The 20605-nt window shown below is 67.1% G+C and carries 14 protein-coding genes and 4 pseudogenes; 6 read left to right on the top strand and 12 right to left on the bottom strand.

Annotated features, from left to right (window positions below):
- Positions 1 to 23: 23 nt before the first annotated feature.
- The gene (locus ACV22Z_RS04345) at positions 24 to 2021 is read left to right on the top strand and encodes an acetyl-CoA carboxylase biotin carboxylase subunit (RefSeq protein ID WP_448075057.1); all 1998 of its coding nucleotides are present in this window, start codon (positions 24 to 26) and stop codon (positions 2019 to 2021) included.
- A gap of 71 nt (positions 2022 to 2092) precedes the next feature.
- On the opposite strand, the pseudogene ACV22Z_RS04340 reads toward ACV22Z_RS04345, so the two are convergent.
- The 8 genes and pseudogenes from ACV22Z_RS04340 to ACV22Z_RS04305 all read right to left on the bottom strand — a co-directional run.
- Positions 2093 to 2233 (bottom strand): annotated as a pseudogene (locus ACV22Z_RS04340) (DUF2827 family protein); the annotation flags it as partial.
- A gap of 193 nt (positions 2234 to 2426) precedes the next feature.
- Positions 2427 to 3329 (bottom strand): ferritin-like domain-containing protein, encoded by a 903-nt coding sequence (locus ACV22Z_RS04335; RefSeq protein ID WP_448075056.1) that lies wholly within the window; start codon positions 3327 to 3329, stop codon positions 2427 to 2429.
- Positions 3330 to 3425: 96 nt separating this feature from the next.
- Positions 3426 to 3641, bottom strand: a complete 216-nt coding sequence (locus ACV22Z_RS04330; RefSeq protein WP_448075055.1) for a transcriptional regulator — start codon at positions 3639 to 3641, stop codon at positions 3426 to 3428.
- A 204-nt stretch (positions 3642 to 3845) separates the two neighbouring features.
- Positions 3846 to 4496: an NADPH-dependent FMN reductase gene (locus tag ACV22Z_RS04325; protein WP_448075054.1), complete on the bottom strand. Its 651-nt coding sequence runs from the start codon at positions 4494 to 4496 to the stop codon at positions 3846 to 3848.
- A gap of 316 nt (positions 4497 to 4812) precedes the next feature.
- Positions 4813 to 4941 (bottom strand): annotated as a pseudogene (locus tag ACV22Z_RS04320) (ISL3 family transposase); the annotation flags it as partial.
- Positions 4942 to 4954: 13 nt separating this feature from the next.
- Entirely contained in the window at positions 4955 to 5929 is a 975-nt protein-coding gene (locus ACV22Z_RS04315; RefSeq protein WP_448075053.1) for an isoaspartyl peptidase/L-asparaginase family protein, read from the bottom strand.
- Between the two features lie 31 nt (positions 5930 to 5960).
- Complete coding sequence (locus ACV22Z_RS04310) at positions 5961 to 7520, bottom strand: peptide MFS transporter (protein ID WP_448075052.1); 1560 nt, start codon at positions 7518 to 7520, stop codon at positions 5961 to 5963.
- A 57-nt stretch (positions 7521 to 7577) separates the two neighbouring features.
- Positions 7578 to 8546 carry a MurR/RpiR family transcriptional regulator gene (locus tag ACV22Z_RS04305; protein WP_448075051.1) on the bottom strand — a complete coding sequence of 323 codons (969 nt, stop codon included), beginning with the start codon at positions 8544 to 8546 and terminating at the stop codon, positions 7578 to 7580.
- A 493-nt stretch (positions 8547 to 9039) separates the two neighbouring features.
- Between ACV22Z_RS04305 and ACV22Z_RS04300 the strand changes: the two are divergent.
- Positions 9040 to 9198 (top strand): annotated as a pseudogene (locus ACV22Z_RS04300) (winged helix-turn-helix domain-containing protein); the annotation flags it as partial.
- Between the two features lie 128 nt (positions 9199 to 9326).
- Here ACV22Z_RS04300 and ACV22Z_RS04295 read toward each other — a convergent pair.
- The 3 genes from ACV22Z_RS04295 to ACV22Z_RS04285 form a co-directional block, all read right to left on the bottom strand.
- Positions 9327 to 10058 carry a lytic transglycosylase domain-containing protein gene (locus ACV22Z_RS04295; protein WP_448075050.1) on the bottom strand — a complete coding sequence of 244 codons (732 nt, stop codon included), beginning with the start codon at positions 10056 to 10058 and terminating at the stop codon, positions 9327 to 9329.
- A gap of 329 nt (positions 10059 to 10387) precedes the next feature.
- Positions 10388 to 11824, bottom strand: coding sequence for a DUF3999 domain-containing protein (locus ACV22Z_RS04290; protein ID WP_448075049.1), 1437 nt, complete (start codon positions 11822 to 11824; stop codon positions 10388 to 10390).
- Entirely contained in the window at positions 11821 to 14751 is a 2931-nt protein-coding gene (locus ACV22Z_RS04285) for a DUF2339 domain-containing protein (RefSeq protein ID WP_448075048.1), read from the bottom strand. Before ACV22Z_RS04285 ends, ACV22Z_RS04290 begins: the two co-directional genes overlap by 4 nt.
- Positions 14752 to 15412: 661 nt before the next feature.
- Here ACV22Z_RS04285 and ACV22Z_RS04280 point away from each other — a divergent pair.
- Entirely contained in the window at positions 15413 to 16189 is a 777-nt protein-coding gene (locus ACV22Z_RS04280; RefSeq protein WP_448075168.1) for a crotonase/enoyl-CoA hydratase family protein, read from the top strand.
- Between the two features lie 62 nt (positions 16190 to 16251).
- Here ACV22Z_RS04280 and ACV22Z_RS04275 read toward each other — a convergent pair whose 3' ends face one another.
- Positions 16252 to 16626, bottom strand: coding sequence for a hypothetical protein (locus ACV22Z_RS04275; RefSeq protein WP_448075047.1), 375 nt, complete (start codon positions 16624 to 16626; stop codon positions 16252 to 16254).
- Between the two features lie 406 nt (positions 16627 to 17032).
- On the opposite strand from ACV22Z_RS04275, the pseudogene ACV22Z_RS04270 reads away from it, so the two are divergent.
- From ACV22Z_RS04270 to ACV22Z_RS04260, 3 genes and pseudogenes are all read left to right on the top strand, one after another.
- Positions 17033 to 18560: pseudogene (locus tag ACV22Z_RS04270) on the top strand (quaternary amine ABC transporter ATP-binding protein); the annotation flags it as partial.
- Positions 18553 to 19449 carry a choline ABC transporter permease subunit gene (gene choW / locus ACV22Z_RS04265; protein ID WP_448075046.1) on the top strand — a complete coding sequence of 299 codons (897 nt, stop codon included), beginning with the start codon at positions 18553 to 18555 and terminating at the stop codon, positions 19447 to 19449. The pseudogene ACV22Z_RS04270 and the gene choW, both read left to right, overlap by 8 nt.
- 121 nt (positions 19450 to 19570) lie before the next feature.
- On the top strand, positions 19571 to 20578 hold the full coding sequence (locus ACV22Z_RS04260) for a GlxA family transcriptional regulator (RefSeq protein ID WP_448075045.1): 1008 nt from the start codon (positions 19571 to 19573) through the stop codon (positions 20576 to 20578).
- Positions 20579 to 20605: the final 27 nt, after the last annotated feature.

Here is a 20605-nt window from a genome sequence, read left to right as displayed (position 1 = left end):
CCTTACCGGACGACATCGAAGCCATGTTCGACAAGATTCTGATCGCCAACCGTGGCGAAATCGCCTGCCGGGTCGCCGCGACGTGCAAACGTCTCGGGATCGCGAGCGTCGCCGTCTATTCCGATGCGGACGCGCACGCGAAGCATGTCGCCGCGTGCGACGAGGCCGTGCATATCGGCGGGTCGGCAGTCGCCGACAGCTACCTGCGCATCGAGCGCATCATCGACGCCGCGCGCGCGACCGGCGCGCAGGCGATCCACCCCGGCTACGGGTTCCTGTCCGAGAACGAGGATTTCGCGCACGCGTGCGAGAAGGCCGGCATCGTATTCATCGGGCCGCCGGTCGACGCGATCGCGGCGATGGGCTCGAAGGCCGCCGCGAAGGCGCTGATGCACGCGGCTGCGGTGCCGCTCGTGCCCGGCTATCACGGCGACGAGCAGGACACCGCGCTGCTGCACCGCGAGGCCGACGCGATCGGCTACCCCGTGCTGCTGAAGGCGAGCGCGGGCGGCGGTGGCAAGGGGATGCGCGTCGTCGAGCGTTCCGACGATTTCCCTGCCGCGCTCGCATCGTGCCAGCGCGAAGCGGCGAGCAGCTTCGGCAACGATCGCGTGCTGATCGAGAAATACCTGACGCGTCCGCGCCACGTCGAAGTGCAGGTGTTCGGCGACACGCACGGCAATACCGTCTATCTGTTCGACCGCGATTGCTCGGTGCAGCGCCGTCACCAGAAGGTGCTCGAGGAAGCGCCGGCGCCGGGCCTGCCGGACGCAGTGCGGCAGGCGATGGGCGAAGCGGCGGTCGCGGCCGCGCGCGCGGTCGGCTATGTCGGCGCGGGCACGGTCGAATTCATCATGACCGGCGACGCGTTCTACTTCATGGAGATGAACACGCGCCTGCAGGTCGAGCACCCCGTCACCGAGATGGTCACGGGCCTCGATCTCGTCGAGTGGCAGCTGCGTGTCGCGTCGGGCGAGCCGCTGCCGTTGAAGCAGGAGCAATTGCGCGTGACCGGGCATGCGATCGAGGCACGCCTCTATGCGGAAAACCCCGCGCGCGGCTTCCTGCCGTCGACCGGCACGCTGAAGCACCTGCGCCTGCCGGAAGGCGTCGAGTTCTCGATCGGCGCGCCGGTGCGCGTCGACAGCGGCGTGCGCGAGGGCGACGCGATCACGCCGTTCTACGACCCGATGATCGCGAAGCTGATCGTGCACGGCGCGGACCGAGAGGAAGCGCTCGGCCGGATGATGCGCGCGCTGCGCGAATGCGAGGTGGTGGGTCTTCATACGAACGCCGCGTTCCTGCAGCGCATTGTCGCGTGCGAGCCGTTCGCGACAGCCGATCTCGATACGGGGCTGATCGAGCGCAACCATGACGCGCTGTTCGCGCCGCAGCAGCCGCCGCGCGCGGCGCTCGCGCTCGCCTGTGCGGCGTTGCGCGCGCGAGAGCGCGAAGCGCTCGCGGGCGAGGGTTCGCCGTGGGCCGCGCTGTCGAACTGGCGGCTGAACGCGGGCTTCCGCCGCACGGTCGAATGGCGTGCGATCGATCGCGAGTCGGATCTCACCGTGACCGTCGACGACGACGCGGCCGGCAAGCGGCTCGCGATCGGCGACGCGCCCGCGCAGCCGTTCGCGTGGGCGCGCGGCGCGACGCCGCTCGACTTCGACGTGACGCTCGACGGCGTGCGCAGCAACGGCCGCGTGTATGCGGACGGCGACACGTTCCACGTGTTCACGCAGGGCGCGTCCGAGTCGTTCGAGTGGCGCAACCTGCTCGCACATGCGGGCGACGCCGAACACGGCGGCGGGCGCCTGACCGCGCCGATGCCGGGCAAGGTGATCGCGGTGCTGGTCGAGGCCGGGCAGGCGGTCGAGCCGGGTACGCCGCTGATCGTGATGGAAGCGATGAAGATGGAGCACACGATCGGCGCACCGGCTGCCGGCGTCGTCGCCGAAGTGCTGTATGGCGTCGGCGACCAGGTGGCCGACGGCGCGCAACTGCTCGTGATGGCGGAAGCCTGATCGTCGTGTCAGGGCCCGTCGCCGGTCGGCGCGGGCCCTGACCATCCCTGACAGTCCGATGGCGGGGAGTTCGCCAGACTGGTGGCTTGCGCGCGGCCGCGCGCCTGGCAATCGAAGTCCGGATAGAAATACCCGGCCTTGCCGAGGAACGGCGAGTTGTGGATCAGCGGATAGTCACCGTACAGCAACTCGTAATACAGATAGCGGTTTGCGCAAAGTGGAGGCCGCAGACGCTGCGAAATCTCGGCACAGGCGAACGCCAGACATCCGCACGTGAAGAAATGGGGCCGGTCGTGCGCCGGGCAAGCGTAGGCACGGGGAACGGGTATGAGGAAATCCGCGCAGTGCGTGTCGCGGGCGCACGCTGCGCGGACGGTCGCCAGGCACCGCCAGCGCCGGCGGCGCTCACTTCCTGATGAACTTCAGCGCGAAGCGCGCGATGCGCGGGACGAACGTCGGACGCAGCAGCCGCTTGTCGTAGCCGGCCATGCGCCGATCGTTCTCGGCGAGGCACAGCTCGATCAACTCGCGCGGATCGAGCGCATCGCCGACGGCCGCCGTGCCGGTCCTCGCGAAATTGGCGTCGTGCGCAACGCCGTCGGCGTCGATGCCGCGCGCGATGCCGATCCGTTCCCAGATCAGGAACGCCCACACGGCGGCAACCCGCGCGAAGAACCACGGCCGGCGCCACCACGCCATATTGCGCCAGTACCACGCGAACCAGTTGACGAAGAACAGGATGTGCCGGCCTTCCTCCTGGATCACCGGCTCGAAGGTGTCGACGAGTTCGGGCGGGAAGTAGCCGGAGCGCTCCGCGGAGCGGAACAGGCCGAACGCGAAGAAGCTGTCGATGCACTCGCTGAAGCCCGTGACGACCCATGCCCATTCGGCGTCGTTCGGGGCCGGATAGGCGGGTTCCGGTGCGAGCTTGATCCCGTACGCGTCGACGAGCCTCGACAGCACGACCTTGTGGCGTGCTTCCTCGCCGCCATCCATGTCGAGCGCCTCTTTCAGCAGCGTGTCGGTCACGGTCGACGCGAACGTCGCGACGCGGATCGACGCGCGGCCTTCGGTCTGCACTGCGATATCCCAGATCGGCAGCGACGTAAGCCGCTCGAGTTCGTCGGGCTTCAGCGGCGGCCAGTCGATCACGGCCGGCTTGTAAGGGTTGTGGGTGTCGAGCAGCATGCGGCAGAACATCTGCTTGTGCGCATCGGAACCGATTTTTACCGGGCCTTGCCTCTCGAAGGTCCAGTTGCGCATTGCGTGATCTGCTGCTGCATGTGCATCCTGCAGCGTGTCAGTCATGGCTATTGTTATCGCGATTACGGAGTGAAAGATTGTCCCACGGCTCCGTGATTCGCGTATTTTCTTGCGGCCTTGCTGACACCCGCGTGACGCAGGTCAAGCGTGCGCGTCGACCCAGAGACGGCCCCAGCGCGACGCATACGCGAGCGCATGTTCCTCTTCGAAGAAGAAATCGATCGCGTCGAACGACACGGCGTGCGACGGGCCGGCGCTTGCCTTCTCGATCGTCAGGTTGGCCGCGAACAGCCCGTTCGGCAGCCGGGCAGCGGCCGGCGCGACTTCGTAGCCCTTGTAGCGGATCGTGCGATTCATGGCATGCGAGGAGAAGGATCGGGCTTTCAGCGTACGAAAACCCGCGTGCCGCGTGAACCAATCTTTCGGCCAATGCAAATCACGCGGCGGGCCGAATCGTTATCGAGTGTGAGCGCGCGGCGCGCGAATGTGCGCCGCCCGCGCGCGGCGAGCGACACCGGGCGCGGGCGGTGGAAGGCGGAACGCGGAACGCGGAACGCGACCTTAGTGGTTGGCGATCTTCAGCACCGGCGCGAGCGCGTCGACCGATGCCGCATGCGACGCCGCGCGATGCGATGCGAACGCGAGCGCGAATTCGGCGGCTTGCGCGCCGACCGTCTCGAGCTGCGCGACGACCTTCGGATCCGAGCAGCTATCCGCACTCTCGAAGCGCGTTTCGAGCGTGTTGACGGTCGCGCCGAACGGCGTCGGCCAGCCGCGCAGCGCGTGGACGATCGAGCGCAGCGACGTCAGTACGGTGCCGGCCGCCTGCCAGCCGTATGCGGTCACGATCAGGCCCACTGCGCGGCCGTCGAGATACGGGCGTTCGTCCGCGCGCAGTTCCTCGAGCGTGTCGAGCGCGTTCTTCACGAGTCCGGAGACGCCGCCGTGATAGCCGGGCGTCGCGATGATGATCGCGTCGGCCTGGCGCACCGTGTCGATCAGGTCGCGCTGCGCGTCGGTCAGCGTCTTCTGCTCGGGCGCATAGTGCGGCAGCGTGTGCAGGAACGGACCGTCGAACAGACGGGTACGGGCGCCGGCCGCCTGCGCGCCGCGCAGCGCGAACGACAGCGCGCGCTCGGTCGACGACGATTCGCGGGTGGTGCCGCCGATGCCGACGACGAACGGCCGGCGATGTTGGTCGAATGCAGTCAAGGGGTGCTCCTCGGGGATGGGGGTGCCCGGCTAAGCACAGGCTTAAAACCGCATGGTAACGACCCCGGAGCCAGTCTGAAAACGACTTTTCGTTCTATCGATATGCCGTCCGGGCGGGTGAATCGTGCGCCGGGCGACCCCAGATCGATAGCAGAAATGCTTGGTTGGGTGCGCACGGACCCGTCGATATGATGGGCTCCGTCTCCTCCATGATGTCTCTACTGACATGGGTTGGCCCCGCCGGCTGGATGCAGGCGGGGCTTTTTTTCGTTCATCGACGATTACCGGCGAACGCGGCGCGGATTTCGACGAAGCGTCATTCGTCGTCGCGGTATCCATAAGCCCGACGCTTGATGACCTCGATGATTTCGTCGATGCCCTGGATTACGCTGGTATCGAGCAGATGGTGGCAGGGGGCCGGGATTCCGTGCAGTCGCGATTGAAGTGACGCGTCGCCTCTACCGATAGATGTCGACATACCGCTTGCCGTCCGCCTGAATAACGCCGCGATACATTCCTTCGGTGTTGAACGGCATCGACACACGCCCCTCGGCATCGACGGCAATGAGTCCACCGCTGCCGCCGTGCCTCGGAATCACCTCGTTGACGACCGTGCGCGCGGCCTCGTCGACCATCGCATGACCGTACTTCATCCGTGCAGCGACGTCATGGGCCGCGACAGCGCGGATGAATGCCTCCCCCGTTCCCGTCGTGGACACGGCCACGCGCGTGTCGGCAAAGGTGCCGCATCCGATGAGCGGCGAATCGCCGATGCGTCCGTGGCGTTTGTTCGTCAAGCCGCCCGTAGAGGTCGCGGCGGCGAGATGACCGTTTGCATCGAGCGCGACGGCGCCGACCGTGCCGAACTTGTGTTCGCCGTTGATGAGCCGGCTCGTGTCGGACGGCTCCTGCTTGCGAAGCAGCGCCGTACCGTCATGATCGAGCAATGCGCGTCCCGTGTCGCGCACTGCGACCAGCTGCTGCCAGCGAAAATCGGTGTGGAAGTACTCGGGCTGCTCGAGCGCAAGACCCTCGTCGGCGGCGAATTGCTCGGCCCCCGCACCCGACAGCAGCACGTGCGTGGATCGATCCATCACGCGCAGTGCCGCTTCGACGGGATTCCTGATGCGCGACACGCCGGCCACCGCGCCTGCGCGCCCGGTATGCCCTTCCATGATCGCCGCATCCATTTCGTGGGTGCCCGCATGCGTGAACACCGAGCCGCGCCCCGCGTTGAACAGCGGGCAATTCTCCAATGAGACGACGGCGGCGGTGACGGCGTCGACGCTCGACCCGCCGGCTTTCAGAACCTGATGGCCCGCCACGAGCGCCTCTTCGAGTGCGGCGCGATGAGCCGCTTCCTGTTCCGGCGTCATGACGCCGCGCTGCAGAGTCCCGGCGCCACCGTGGACTGCGAGGATGTAATTTGCCATTTCACGTTTCCTGCGGTATTCGGTTCAATCGTCAGTGCGTGTGCGTCGCGGCCTTCGCCGACTCGTCCCCGACGAGCTTCTTCATCATCGGCATCATCATGAACAGCAGTGCAGCAACGGCGAACAGTCCTGCTGCGATGCTGCCATAGAGCACCGTCAACCGTGCCGGGTCGGGCACGTAATAGCCCGCGAAGTAACCGGCAAGCTTGTAGCCGAACGAACTGCCGAAGAACCAGAGTCCCATCATCAAACCGACGAGCTTGACGGGCGCGAGCTTCGTGACGAGGTTCAGGCCGATCGGGCTCAGGCACAGCTCGCCAAACACTTCGAACAGGAACAGGCCGGCAAGCCAGAGCGGATTGATCTTCGCGCCGACATGAAGCGACGAGCACAGAAGCGCGAACGCGGCATAGCCGACGCCGATCAGCAGCGGCGCCAGCGCGAGCTTCGCGAGGCTCGACGGTTGACGTCGACCGAGCCGCACCCAGAGCGCCGCGAACACCGGCGCGAGCAGGATCACGTACAGCGCGGTCAGCGACTGGAACCAGGCCGCGGGGACGACGAAGCTGCCGATGTTTCGCTGCACCATTTCCTTGGCGAAGAGACTCAGGCTCGAGCCTTTCTGTTCATAAGCAGACCAGAACGCAATCGTCACGACGAAGTAGATGCCCATTACCGCGAGGCGCTTCCATTCGGCGCCGGTCAATTGTTCCCGGATGCCCATCATGATGACGAGCACGAGCGCATCGAATGCGAGCAGGAACGGAAGCACGTTCTGCCAGTTGCTTCCCGCGAGCCCCGTGCCAACGACCGTGAACGCGCCGAGTGCGACGTAGACCGCCGTCTGCAGCGCGCCGCCTTGCCGTTTCTGCGTCGACGGCGCGGGCTTCGCCGCGCGCCGATCGCCGACGTGCTCGAGACGGCCGCGTTGCATCCAGAAGACGACGAGACCGAGCAGCATGCCGACGCCCGCCGCTGCAAAACCGAAGTGCCAGCTGTTGACCGGATCGATGCCGAACGAGCGGAGCACGTTCTTGAAAGGCTCGGCTTCCGCGAGAAAGCCGCAGACGAGCGGCGCGAGGAATGCGCCGATGTTGATGCCCATGTAGAAGAGCGAGAACCCGCTGTCGCGACGGACGTCGTCTTGCGAGTAGAGGCCGCCCACGAGTGCGCTCACGTTCGGCTTGAGCAGGCCCGTCCCGGATGCGACGAGCACGAGCCCCGCGAAGAACGTCGGGACCGCGGGAATGGCCATGGTGAAGTGACCGGCCGCGATGATGATGCCGCCGATCAATACCGAGCGACGCGTGCCAAGCCACTGGTCGGCAATGATGCCGCCCGGCAGCGACAGCAGGAAGGCGGCCATCGAATACGTGCCGTAGATCGCCGTCGCATGGGGCGTGTCGTAGCCCAGCCCGCCCAGACCCGGAGCGGCGACCATGTACAGCACGAGAATGGCTCTCATCCCGTAGAAGCTGAACCGCTCCCACATCTCGGTAAAGAACAGCGTGGTGAGACCGCGCGGATGCCCTGCGAGCCCCGCCGTATCCATGAGCGGCTGGACCGCGGTGCTATCGGAGGTAGTGGTCATGTTGAGTCTCCTCGACTACTCGAACTGCTGAAACGAAAGACGGCGACGCTCGCAAGATCATGTCGGGTTGCGCGTCTTGCGAGGTGCTCCGGGAGCGGCGTCGCCACGCGTGCGGCTGGCGTCCCGGGTCTTCTTGTCGCGCGTGGTGTTGGGGGCGGCCGGCGTCGACGATGGGGTGTCGAACACGAGATACGGCAGAACGGTTTGCGACAAGGCGGCCGCGACGGCTTTCGTCTGCGGGGTCGCTTTCAGCACTTCCGATGCCAGTGTTTCGATGAGCGCGACCATGGCCACCGAACTCGACGACAGCACACGATGCTCGGCGGGCGCCAGCAAGACGGCGTCGGCCGTAGCAGCGAGCGGCGCGGTGGGGTTGTCGGTCAGGGCGACGACGAAAGCGCCGCGTTCGCGAGCAAAGCGCGCAAGCTCGACCGTGTCGCGCGAATAGCGGGGCAGCGAGATCGCGACCAGCGTGTCGCCGGTGCCGATGTGCGTCATGTGCCGGGCGGCTTGCTCACTGCCGCCACCCGCAGCGGCCCATACAACCCGCCGGTGATACGGCATCAACGTGTCCGCAAGCAATCCGGTCAGATACGTGCTCAGGCCAAGCCCGAGACAATACACGGCGTTGCTCGCGACGATGCGCGTCACCACCTGCGCCAACCGCTCCCGTTGAAGCGACGAATCCATCGCAGCGAGGTTGCTTTGGTGATCCGCGAGCCAGGCGCCAATCCCCTCTTGCGCCGACGACGCGTCCAGTTTCTCCACCGGTTGCAGCGCTTGCCGCACGACCGCGGCAAGGTCCGCCTTCAGCTCAGAAAACCCGCGATATCCGGCGTGCTTCGCGAACCGGTTGACGCTGGCGACAGAGCCTCCGCACGCTTCGGCGACTTCCTCGATCGTGAGCGTTGCGGCGTCGAGAGAATGGGACGCCAGCCATCGTGCGACGGGCTTCAACGCGTCCGACGCGGTCGCGGATGCGTGGTGAATGCGCTCGATCGCGCCGGGCAGCTTGGTGTTGCTCACGGGGTGGGATGGTTGGTCTGGTAACGGTAGGGGCGAAGTATGATCCAGTGAATTTGTATTTTCAAGTTAGTGAAAACGCGAAAATAAATATTCAATTGTATGAGTAAAGCTGGCAGGGACCGGTTCGTCGCGTGGCCGGCTGGCGAACACCGGTCCGAGGGGGCGGGAATCGCGGGCGGGAATCGCAGTTGCCGGCGCGCGAATCGAGGTTGATATCGGAGACGTCGATGGCGCTGGTATCGGCCGCTGCCGAGAGCGGCCGCCATGCGCGTGCATGCGGGGCATCAGTGAGCGACCGCACGGCCGGTTTCGTGGTGCGGTCGCGACGATCAGGTATGGTCATGCCGGGATCTGGACCCTTCTTTCGTCAGGTTCCGGCAGGCGCAGCGCGCACCGAACGACACGCATGCCGCTGCGCAACGCCAGTCAGCTGCACGATCACGCCGCCGGCGGCGCCCCATACATCCTCCGAAGCGCGAGATTGGTCTGCAGCACGCACGACCGGCTGCTGCAGGAAGTGTGGGGAACCGCTCACGAAAAGGATCCGCATTACCTGCGCATCTATGTCGGGCATCTGCGCCGCAAGCTGGAACGCGATCCGCGGCGGCCCGAATACATCCTGACGGAAGCCGGCGTCGGCTATCGGCTAAGCGGCGCGGGGTTGCGCGAGTCGGGCAAACAGCGATGGTGGGCAGCCGGATGCAGCGCCGCGTTGACGGGCTGAATGATCGTGACTCGGGGTTGCCGCGCGCCGGCGTGCGCGTCGTTCCGCGTGCCCGCTTATTGCGCGCTCGCCGAGCGCTCTGCGTCGACAGTGGACACGGCCGGCCGGCGGAGCTGCGCGTCGAACTGCTGCACCCGCAGCACCACGCGCTGCGCGTAGCGTTTCGTCCCGCCGTTGTAACGGACGAGCGCGGTTTCGACATCGCCGTCCGCATCGTCGAGATAGCTGCGGAAGATCGCCGCGCCGATCCGCACGTTGGTCGCGGGATCGGACAGGTCCTTCACACGGGCGACGAGATCGCGATGCGCGGCAGGCAGGACCTGCATCAGTCCGCGTGCGCCCATGACGCTGACTGCATGGCGATCGAAGCCCGATTCGACCGCGATGATCGCGAGCAGCAGCGCCGGCGCGAGCCCGAATCGGTCCGATTCGGTCTGCACCGCGTGTGCGATGGCCCGTGCGTCCGCATACGCGACGTGAAAGCGCTTGCGCAGTGTCGCGACGATGGTGTCGAGCGCGAACGGTGCATCGGCTGGCACACCGGCTGGCGCAACGGCTGGCGCAACGGCTGGCGCAACGGCTGACGCATCGGCGGGCGCGTCAGATGACGTATCCGTTGGCGCATCGGCGACGGGAGCGGGGGACGCGACGGCAACCTGCGCACCTGCCGGAGGCGGCGCGACAGTGGCCGACAGCGCAAGGGCTGCTGCCATCAGCAGCATTTTCAGGGAGATGGCCGGGCGTTTGTGCCGGCCTTGCCGGTGCCCCGCTTCGTGGATTCCGCGCATGTCGTGGCACCTCGATTCGGATACTTTTGACTATATGCACTCCTGCATTGCAATCATCGAAATAAACGCGGACGGCGGGTAAACGTTGTGTAAATGCGGTTGTGTAAAAACGAGTGCGTAAGGGCAGTTGCTTAAGGGTGGTTGCGTAGAGGGAGGTTGCGTAGAGGGAGGTTGCGTAGGGGACGTTGCGTAAGGGTGTTTGCGTAAAGGATGGTTGCGTAGAGGCGGTTGCGTAGAGGGAGGTTGCGTAAGGGAGGTTGCATAGAGAGGTTGCGCAAGGGTCGCTGCTTAAATATTGCGTACCGGGAGCAGGTTCTGGCGTGCGCCTCTCAATGCCGCCCGCGATCCTGCGGGCCGTCGCCGCGCGCGAGGCGCCACGCGATGCTGGCGAGCGCGCCGACCGCGATCACCAGCGACGCCCACAGCACATAGCGGCGCGGCGCGTCCGAATCGGCAGCGGCGGGCGCCGATGCGGCCGGGGGCGCAACCGTTTGCGCGTCACCGACGCGCGCGGGCCGGATTTCGGTCGACGTGCCGATCAGCAGCGCATCGCGGCCGACTGCCGCCGACGCGAGCGCCGCGTTGCCGACGCCGAGCGTGAACGGCGCCGCGCCGCGCGCGACGAACGTCAGCGACGCGGGGCGCCAGCCGACGGTCGCGGTCGGCAGCCCGCCGCCCAGGCCGCCGTTGTGCATGTCCACAACGATGCGCCATAGGCGGTCCGCGTCCGCCGCGAACTCGAGCGGCGGATTGCGCTGTTCGCCGGCCTTGCCTTGCAGCCGGAACAGCATGCCGTCCGCGACGTCGCGCCACGGCGCCTGCGTGTCGGTCCTCGTCTGTATTGTTGCGTGCGCAACTGTATTGGGTTGAGGCAGGCCAAGGCGCAGCCGATCGACCGGATAGGCGCCATCCGTCTCGAACAGATACTCGCCGGGCGCGCCGCCGGGCCGCATGCGCACGCCGTCGCGCCATTGACGCGATGCGGCCGCGCCATCCGGGGCGCACCCCGACGGCACTGCCTCCGGTGCGCCCCCGACAGGGGCTTCCTTCGGGGCGCCGCACGCGCGCGTTTCGGCTTCGGCGGACGCGATGTCCGGCGCGCCGTCGAGCCAGTTCAGCCGCAGATAGCGCTGCCGTACGCCGTCGAGCGCGATGCGTTCCTGCGTCAGCGTATGGCCGTCGTAGGCGACCTTCAGCAGTTGCGTATCCGTCAGCGGCTGCCAGCGTTGAAGGTCGTCGCTGGCCTCGATGCTCACGCGTCCGTGGTAGCGGTCGTTGCGCAGGTGAACGAGCAGCGCGCCTACCTGCCCGCCCGCGTGCGACAGGTCGACGAGATCCGCGGTGCGGCGCGCGCGCGGCGGCGCAGGCACGGTCGCGCGCAGCGAGCCGTCGGCGGCGACCGATACACCGAGCGGTGCATGCGCAGCATTCATGTCGGCGTTTGCGTCGGCGGAAGGCAGCGGAAACCACGGCACCGGATGCCGTTGCGGCGGCGGCTCGGTGGCCACTGGCGCGTCGAGCGAGTACGGCACCGGCTCGCCCGCGCCGTTGAATACGCGCAGGTCGCCGAGATCGTTGCGCCGGCTTGCCGCGTAGACGGCCGGCGGCACCGTCAGCGTGTAGTACGCGGCGCTGCCGTCGAGGTCGAGCGAGAAGCGCCGCGCGATGGGGGCGTCGGCGCGCGCGGTGCCGGTCGCAGCGGCCGTTGCAGACGACGCGAACGACACCAGGGCGCTCAGTCCGAGCAAGGCAACGAGATGCTTCATTCGTTCGTTTCCGAATTGCCCACTGCCTTCGGCGGCAGCGGCGAGAAATAACCGATCAACAGCAGCAACACGCCGATGCCGATGAACGACACGATGCGTTCGACGCCCTTCACGTGCGACAGGTCGAACAGGAACAGCTTGACGACGGTGAGCGCGAGCAGCGCGGCACCGACGAACCACAGCGGCCGCAGCCGGCGGCGCGTCGCCCAGATCATCGTCGCGAGCGCGCACACCGTCCAGAACACGGAGACGGACGCCTGCACGAGCGTCGAATGCGCGATGTCGTCGAGCGTGTACGGAACGCCGGTCCAGTGGTGCAGCGTGCGCAGCAGCATCGCGTTGAACCACAGGAACACGGTTGCGACCGCCGCGTAGCCGATCGCGGGCGGGCGCCACGCGACGCCGAGCGTCGTCAGCCGCCGCAGCCACGTCGCAATCGCGACGAAGATCAGCAGCTGCGCGACGTCGAGCGGGTTCAGCAACGGCAGCCAGAAGAGCGGCGACGCGTCGCCGTCGCTCGACACGCTCGCGATGCTCCACAGCCACAGCAGCGCGGCGAGCGGCGCTGCCCCCCACAGCTGGTACGCGCGCGGGAATCGCGCGACGGGCCAGCGCAGGCGCGTACCGACGCCGGACACCAGCAGAAGCAGCAGCCCGAAGCCGTACGCCCACGCGCTCCAGCTCCACGCGCCTTCCGGCACATACGCGCGCAGGCGCCAGTAGCCTTCCAGCGAGAGCAGGCCGGACACGTTCCAGAACATCAGCGTATGCAGCGGTGCGAGCACGGACGCGTCGGAGGCGGCTGCCATCCGGGGCGCAACAGAAGAAGTGCGTTCGGGGGGAGCGTCGAAGGACGGGCCGGCGGGCGACGCATCGGTGTCGCGATGCGTGCCGACGGACGTGCCCTTGGGGGATGCACTCGCGGGCGTCCACTCGAAAGACTGCCGCCACAACAGTGCATAACAGGCTGCGACGACGACCGGCCAGACGATCGCACCGAGGCCCGACAGCGGCGCTTCGTGCGCGTCGAACGCGCGCAGCACGAACAGCGAGAGCACCGGCGCCAGCGCGTAGGCGGGCCATTCGGCGAGCGGCCACGCGAGCTTGCGTCGCGCGGCGTGTGCGAGCCCTGCGGTCGCGGCGACGAACAGCGCGAGCGTGTCCGTCGTGAAGCGGTCCGGATGCGCATCGACATGATGGCCCGCGTACACGAGGATTTCACGGGCGCCGCCGCACAGCCACCACAGCAGCCCCCAGCTCGCCGCCGCGACGCCGATCTCCGGTATCCACGCGTGCCACGCGCGCGCTTCGGCGCGTGCGTGCAGCCACCAGCCCGTGAACAGGCCGGCGAGCGCGATCAGCAGCGTCGCAAGGTATGGACTGTTGAGCACCGGCAGCACGGCGGCCGTATCGGCTTCGCCGAGCATTCCCGCGAAGAACGCGCCGGCCGCCGCGACCTGCATCAGCAGGCCGAAACCGAACGGTGCGAGGCGCCGTTCGCGCACGCCGACCCAGACGATCGCCGCGCCTTCGATCGCCCACGCGGCGCTCGTCGTCGGCCCCGAGAACGCGAGCGGCACGGCGAGCGTCGCGAAGATCACCGCCAGCGCGAGCGTTGCCTCGAACAGCAGGCGCAGACGCTCGCGGCGCCGCGCGAGCCACGCGGCCACCACGACGTAGAACGCCGACAGCGCGACGGCGCTCCACGCGAGGCCGAACGGCATGTTCTTCACGAGCGCGGCCTGCAGCGCGGTCGCGACGATCGGCGTGCCGAACACGAGCGTGCCGTCCACGTAATGCTTGAGGGCCAGCTCGCGCTGCGCCGCGTACAGCAGCGCGATGCCGACATACATCAGGAAAAACAGCAGGAGGAACGGCTCGGTGCTCGCGAAGAATTCCGGCCGGTACGCGGTCACGCCCCACGCGGAGCCGATCGAGAACGTGAACACGAAGCCGAGCAGGTTGAGCGGGCGCCACGCCTTGAACCACGCGATCGCGAAGATGCCCGCGTTCAGCAGTGCGTAGTAGCTGAACAGCGCGACGTGGCTGCCGGTGCCGGTCGTCAGCAGCACCGGCGCGAGAAAGCCGCCGGCGCTGCCCATGAACGCGAGCGGCAGCGCGTTCTGCTTCACCGCGAGGAATGCGCTCAATGCGCAGATCGCGACCATCAGCGGGAACGCCGCGCCGACGGGCAGCAGGGCGTAGAGCTTGGTCGCGGCGAATACGGTCAGGTACAGCACGCCGATACCGCCGCCCTGCAGCACGAGGCCGTACGCGGGGCGCCGCGCGGCGACGCGCCAGCCGACCGCAAGCAGCGCGGTCGCGCCGAGCGCGGTGCCTGCGAGCCGGAATTCGATCGGCAGCAGGTTGTTGTCTGCGGCGTACTTGAGCAGGAACGCGACGCCGAAGAACAGCACGATGATCCCGACGCGCACGACCGTGTTGCCGCCGAGCAGCCAGTCGCGGGCGGCGCGGAATGCGCGCTCGACGAGGTCGGGTTCGTGCTTCGCGGGCGGCGAGGCGGGCGAGCTTGCGGCGGGTGTAGTGGCCGGGGTGGCCGCTTGCGCGGCGTCCGCGACGGGCTGTAATGGGGCCTGCGATGCGGGCCGGGCCGAGGCATCCGAAGCAGGCGCCGACGCGGCGGACTTCACGCCGGCGAGCTGGCCGCGCAGCGTCGCGATCTCGCGCGTTAGCGTGTCGACCGTCGCTTCGAGGCGCGCGACCCGCTCGGCGAGCGTCACGGGCGGTGCGGGGCTGAGCGCGAGCGGGTCGGGAATCGCCGGATTCGGCTTGCGCTCCCTGAGCGCGTGGCCGACACAGAACCCGACCGTGCCACCCAGCAGCGCGCCGACGCCAGCGGAAAAATCGCCGATCAGCGCGCCGATGGCGCCTACGATGAAGCCGATCACGGCAAAGAGCCACGTCATCGCATTCACTCCCTCTCTAAGTCGCTATGTCGCGACGTATCGTTATTGTGTTGCGATCGCGAACGGTATCGGACCGCAGGCGGCCCGGACGCGTGCTGATTCAGACACGTCCGGTTCCGGAAAATGCCCGTGATCGAGCGGCTCGGCGGCGACGGGCTGGCCGGCCTGCGCGCCCGCGCGATGCGCGTCGCGCGGGAAGCGTCGACCGGTGCACGATGTTGCCGGATGCCGTACTCGTCAGCGGTCTGGCACGCTGTAGCGTGCGCTCTCGGTGGATCGGGTTGCACGGCGCGCACGGGCGGGGTGCCCCGGCGCAATGGTGGTGGCGTGGGTCGACAGCATGGCTCGGAATGGGTGTCGCAATAGCGCGATCGGGATTGTTTGCCGGGCAATTTAACACAGCCGTGCGGCACGATTTTCCCGCCTGGATATGGGCTCGCCGTCGAGCGCCCCGGTCGTGCCGGGCAGGGAACACATGGTCAGTGCAGATAGGGAGCGAGCGCGCGAATACAAAGGATCACGCGCCGCATGGCCGGGTTGACCGCACCGAACCCGATTCAAGCCAGTGTCGGGTGTCCGTGGGTTGCCGGGTTGTTCCCCGCGATCGCAGGTGGCGTATAACGAACGAGACGCGGCTAGGTGTGCTTATCAGGGGGAGACGATGGACGATGTCCTTTACGCAACGGATGGCGAGATCTGCACGATCACCGTCAATCGGCCTGACCGGTGCAACGCCGTCGACCGTCCGACCGCCTTGCTGCTGAGCGAAGCGTTCGAGCGGTTCGAGGCCGATGCCGCGCTCGCAGTCGCGATCCTGACGGGCGCCGGTGGCAATTTCTGTGCGGGTGCCGACTTGAAGGCGGCGGGCGATCCGGCATTGCGCAACAGCGTCGACGAAGCGGGGGAAGGACCGGGCCCGATGGGCCCGACTCGCATGGCGCTGTCGAAGCCGCTCATCGCGGCCGTCGCCGGTCATGCGGTGGCGGGCGGGCTGGAACTCGCGCTGCTGGCCGACATCCGCGTCGCGGAGGAGGACGCGATCTTCGGCGTGTTCTGTCGGCGTTGGGGGGTGCCGCTGATCGATGGTGGAACGGTCAGGTTGCCCCGTCTCGTCGGGATGGGGCACGCGATGGACTTGATCCTGACCGGGCGTGCTGTCGACGCCACCGAGGCGAAGGCCATGGGGCTCGTCAACTACGTGACGCCGAAGGGCGAAGCGCCGGCGTACGCGCTGCGCATCGCCCGGCAGATCGCCGGATTTCCCCGGCAATGCATGCTGGCAGACCGGCGCTCCGCATACGATCAATGGGATATGCCGCTGGCGGACGCGTTGCGGCAGGAGGGGGCAAGGGGCGCGCCGATCGTGCTCGCGGAGGGCGTGGCCGGCGCCGCGCGATTCAGTGCGGGAGAAGGGCGTCACGGAACATTTTCCGGCTGACGCATTCCGGCGCCCGTGGCCGGGGCCGGAATGCGCAGATGCGGTCCGTTCCGGAATTCCGGTTACTTGCGCATGCCGCCGCCGTGCGATCCGCTCGCGCCCGACGGCTGGAAGTCGCTGCCGAAACCGCTCGAGCCGCTTGAGCTGTTCGATCCGCGTGAGCCGCTCGATCCGCTTGAGCCGTGCCCGCCGCCGTGTCCTTCGGCGCGCGCCAGACCGTGCGGGTGGCCCGCCATCATGCCGCCGTGATGCACATGGCCGAGACGAAAATCGAAGTCGTGGTCGTGGTCGTGGTCGTGGTCGTGATCATGGTCGTGGTCACGGTCATGGTGGTGGTGGTGAAAGCGGTCGATATCGACAAAGCCGAGAAAGCCTCCTTCGTAAAGCGGATATCCATACCCGCAGTAATATTCGGCGCCCGCAGGATTGGCGATCATGTATTCGTGATCACAGGGCGACATCGATGATGTGTCGTAGGGCGCTGCGGCACATCCACCCAACAATGCGGCTGCGATTCCCGCAGTCAGTGGGGGAAAAATAGGGTGCTGCACGGTAAGACCTCGTCAGATACGGCGGAAGGATTCCGCTAAAGATTTAGACTGCGGCGGCGCATGCATGTCCGGGAAGCGGCGGAGAATTTCGTAACGGCGCGTGACAATCCGAAGTCATCGAACCTGTCGGTCCCGGCAATTTCTTGTCGAACCGCGAACCGCAACCCGCGAACCGCACACATCAGCGCATAGCGCACAGTGAATGGCCACCGCAAAATGCCCGCGCTGGCGATCGCGCCGGACGCCCGCATCCGCATCCATCAGTTTTAAGAACGGTCATGCACTTTTCTACCGCAATTCGGCAATCGCGCGTCGCATCCGTGACGCTCCGAACGGACGCGGAATTGTCGTAAAGCGACGCGCCGTCGCCGCCGCCGCATGCATTCCACCCGCTGTTTCGCCGCACGCTGCTGCGCACAAGATTCGGCCGCAGCGCTTGCCGGTGCGGGCTGCGCGCGTACTGCACCGCCGCAAACCGCATGCGGCGCCTGCGCCGCCCCGCCCCATGCGGCCGGGGGCCGTCTTTCCCCCGTGTCGTATTTGCGCAAGCGTTTGTCGTAATTCGTCGGCAGGTCGGGGTTTTTTCTGGCAACTATGTAGTCACGCCGAATGACACACGTGAGTCCCCGTTACACGAGGAGAAGGATTCGATGGATGCCCCCAAGGTCGTAGTCGAAGGTCTGTGCAAGGTATTTGGAAACAACCCGCAGCAGGCGCTCGACATGCTCGCCGCCGGTGCGACGAAGGATGACGTGCTCAAGCGCACCGGCCAGGTCGTCGGCGTGCACAACGTGTCGTTCGACGTGCAGGAAGGCGAGATTTTCGTGCTGATGGGCCTGTCCGGCTCCGGCAAATCCACGCTGATCCGCCTCGTGAACCGGCTCGTCGACCCGAGCGCGGGCAAGGTGATGATCGATGGCCTCGATGTCGCATCGGCGCGCCGTTCGGCGCTCACCGCGCTGCGCCGCAAGGACATGAGCATGGTGTTCCAGTCGTTTGCGCTGATGCCGCATCGCACCGTGGTGTCGAATGCCGCATTCGGCCTCGAGGTCGCGGGCGTCGGCAAGAAGGAGCGCGAACGGCGCGCGATGGAGGTGCTCGAGCAGGTCGGCCTCGCACCGTTTTCGCACAAGCTGCCGTCCGAGCTGTCGGGCGGCATGCAGCAACGTGTCGGTCTCGCACGCGCGCTGGCCGTGAATCCGTCGCTGATGATCATGGACGAGGCGTTCTCCGCGCTCGATCCGCTGAAGCGCAGGGAAATGCAGGATGTGTTGTTGCAGCTGCAGAAGGAGCAGCGCCGCACGATCATGTTCGTGTCGCACGATCTGGAGGAAGCGCTGCGCATCGGCAACCGCATCGCGATCATGGAAGGCGGCCGCCTCGTGCAGGTCGGCACGCCGCAGGACATCATCGCGAACCCGGCCGACGATTACGTGCGCGCGTTCTTCGACGGCATCGACACGAGCCGCTACCTGACTGCCGGCGACCTGATGCAGACGGGTGCCGTGCCGATCGTGTCGAAGTGCGATGCCGCGAACGTCGCGGCGACGCTGAACGGCAGCGCTGAATACGCGTTCGTGCTCGACGCCGAACGCAAGATCCGCGGCTTCGTCACGCGTGATGCGATCGGTCAGGCCACGCCGTCCGTGCGGCCGGTCGAGAGCATCCGGCGCGATGCGTCGCTCGAACATGTCGTCGCGCGCGTGGTTGCGAGCCCGAATGCACTGCCCGTCGTCGACGACGACGGCTGCTACTGCGGCTCGGTCGATCGTGCGCTCATCCTGAAGGCCATCACGCGTTCGCGAGGCTCCCATGTCTGAAATGATTCCGCTCGGTACCTGGGTCGACCAGTCCGTTCACTACCTGCTCGACCACGACGCGAAGACGTTCGACGCGATCGGTCAAGCGATCGAGGGGCTCGCGGCATTCGTCGAGCACAGCCTGCAGGCGATCCCGATGTGGCTGATGATGGCGATCTTCATCGGCATCGGGCTGTGGCGGGTGGGCTGGCGTTTCGCGCTGTTCACCACCGCGTCGCTGCTGCTGATCTTCGCGACGGGCTTCTGGGACCAGACAGTCATCACGCTCGGCCTCACGCTGTCGTCAACGATCATCAGCCTCGTGCTCGGCATCCCGCTCGGCATCTGGGCTGCGAAGAGCAAGTGGGTCGCCGCGACCGTGCGTCCGATCCTCGACCTGATGCAGACGATGCCCGCGTTCGTCTACCTGATTCCGGCCGCGATGCTGTTCGGTCTCGGCCGCGTGCCGGGGATCCTGTCGACGGTGATCTTCGCGATGCCGCCTGCGGTGCGCCTGACGAGCCTCGGCATCCGCCACGTGAACCGCGAGATCGTCGAGGCCGGCCAGGCGTTCGGCTGCACGCCGTGGCAGCTGCTGTACAAGGTGCAGTTCCCGAACGCGCTGCCGTCGATCATGCAGGGCGTGAACCAGACGATCATGATGGCGCTGTCGATGGTGATCATCGCGTCGATGGTCGGCGCGGGCGGCCTTGGCAACGACGTGCTCGCCAGCATCCAGCGTCTCGACATCGGCCTCGGCTTCGAGAGCGGCCTGTCGGTCGTGCTGCTCGCGATCATTCTCGACCGCATCACCGAAAGCTTCGGCCGCGCGCCAGGCACTGCGAAGGCGCCGCTGTTCTCGGGCCTCAAGCAACTGTTCCGCGTCAAGGCCGCTACCGCGCAGGCCTGACTGACCGGCGGCCGGCGCCTTGTTCTCGTCATTGCCCGGCCGCTTTCTCCGTTCCAGCTTCGGCATCCGTGGCGCAGGCCACGGGGCTGACCTCGTGCAAGCATCCAGTTAGGAGACCGATGTGACGTCCGCCGCCGCCGCTGCCGCCTTTGCGCCCGCCGCCAGCGTTTCACCGGTTTCGTCCCTCGCGCACTTCGGCTTTCTGACACTGCCGAATTTCTCGATGATCGCGTTCTCGAGCGCGGTCGAAGTCTTGCGGATGGCGAACTACGTTGCGCGCGCCGATCACTACCGCTGGTCGATCTATTCGCTCGACGGCGCGCCCGTGCATGCGAGCAACGGCATCGCCGTGCGGCCGACGCAGGCGCTCGACCACACGCAACTGCCGGACGTGATGATCGTGTGCGGCGGCATCCGCATCCGCGACGTGGTCGACGACGGCGCGCGCGACACGCTCGCCACGCTCGCCGAGCGCGGCCTGCCGCTCGGCGGCATCTGTACGGGCGCGTATGCGCTGATGTCGAGCGGGCTGCTCGACGGCTACCGCTGCACCGTGCATTGGGAAAACCTGTCGGCGCTGCATTCGGAGTTTCCGGACGTGCATTTCGCCGACGAGCTGTTCGTCGTCGACCGCGACCGCCTGACCTGCACCGGCGGCACCGCGCCGCTCGACCTGATGCTGAACCTCGTCGGCACGCGCTTCGGGCAGCAGCTCGCCGCGCAGGTGTCCGAGCAGTTCATCCTCGAGCGGATCCGCAGCGCGACCGACCCGCAGCCGATTCCGGTCGATGCGCGCGTCGGCTTCTCGCGCGCGGAGCTGATCGAGGTCGTGCGGCTGATGGAGGCGAACATCGAGGAGCCGCTGTCGCTCGAGGAGCTTGCGCGGCTCGTGCGGCTGTCGCAGCGGCATCTGCAGCGGATGTTCAAGGTCTATCTGAACGTGTCGCCGACCCACTATTACCTGACGCTGCGGCTGAAGCGCGCGCGCGACCTGCTGCGCACGACCGATGCGTCGATCGCGCGCGTGACGACGGTCTGCGGGTTTCATTCGCCGTGCCATTTCAGCAAGGCGTACCGCGCGCAGTTCGGTCATGCGCCGAGCTACGAACGCCGGCTGCCGGGACACTGAACTGCACCGATAGTTACGGGCCGTGAG

It is taken from the genome of Burkholderia sp. PU8-34, assembly GCF_053427725.1.
The sequence above is the reverse complement of the archived record's forward strand: the minus strand, read 5'-3'. Positions and strand labels throughout refer to the sequence as shown.

What these genes read in the sequence shown, in the direction of transcription:
- ACV22Z_RS04345 (WP_448075057.1), top strand. Translation starts at nt 24, where the DNA reads ATGTTCGACAAGATTCTGATCGCCAACCGTGGCGAAATCGCCTGCCGG.
- ACV22Z_RS04335 (WP_448075056.1), bottom strand. Translation starts at nt 3,329, where the DNA reads ATGACTGACACGCTGCAGGATGCACATGCAGCAGCAGATCACGCAATG.
- ACV22Z_RS04330 (WP_448075055.1), bottom strand. Translation starts at nt 3,641, where the DNA reads ATGAATCGCACGATCCGCTACAAGGGCTACGAAGTCGCGCCGGCCGCT.
- ACV22Z_RS04315 (WP_448075053.1), bottom strand. Translation starts at nt 5,929, where the DNA reads ATGGCAAATTACATCCTCGCAGTCCACGGTGGCGCCGGGACTCTGCAG.
- ACV22Z_RS04310 (WP_448075052.1), bottom strand. Translation starts at nt 7,520, where the DNA reads ATGACCACTACCTCCGATAGCACCGCGGTCCAGCCGCTCATGGATACG.
- ACV22Z_RS04295 (WP_448075050.1), bottom strand. Translation starts at nt 10,058, where the DNA reads ATGCGCGGAATCCACGAAGCGGGGCACCGGCAAGGCCGGCACAAACGC.
- ACV22Z_RS04290 (WP_448075049.1), bottom strand. Translation starts at nt 11,824, where the DNA reads ATGAAGCATCTCGTTGCCTTGCTCGGACTGAGCGCCCTGGTGTCGTTC.
- ACV22Z_RS04285 (WP_448075048.1), bottom strand. Translation starts at nt 14,751, where the DNA reads ATGACGTGGCTCTTTGCCGTGATCGGCTTCATCGTAGGCGCCATCGGC.
- ACV22Z_RS04280 (WP_448075168.1), top strand. Translation starts at nt 15,413, where the DNA reads ATGGACGATGTCCTTTACGCAACGGATGGCGAGATCTGCACGATCACC.
- ACV22Z_RS04275 (WP_448075047.1), bottom strand. Translation starts at nt 16,626, where the DNA reads ATGATCGCCAATCCTGCGGGCGCCGAATATTACTGCGGGTATGGATAT.
- choW (WP_448075046.1), top strand. Translation starts at nt 18,553, where the DNA reads ATGTCTGAAATGATTCCGCTCGGTACCTGGGTCGACCAGTCCGTTCAC.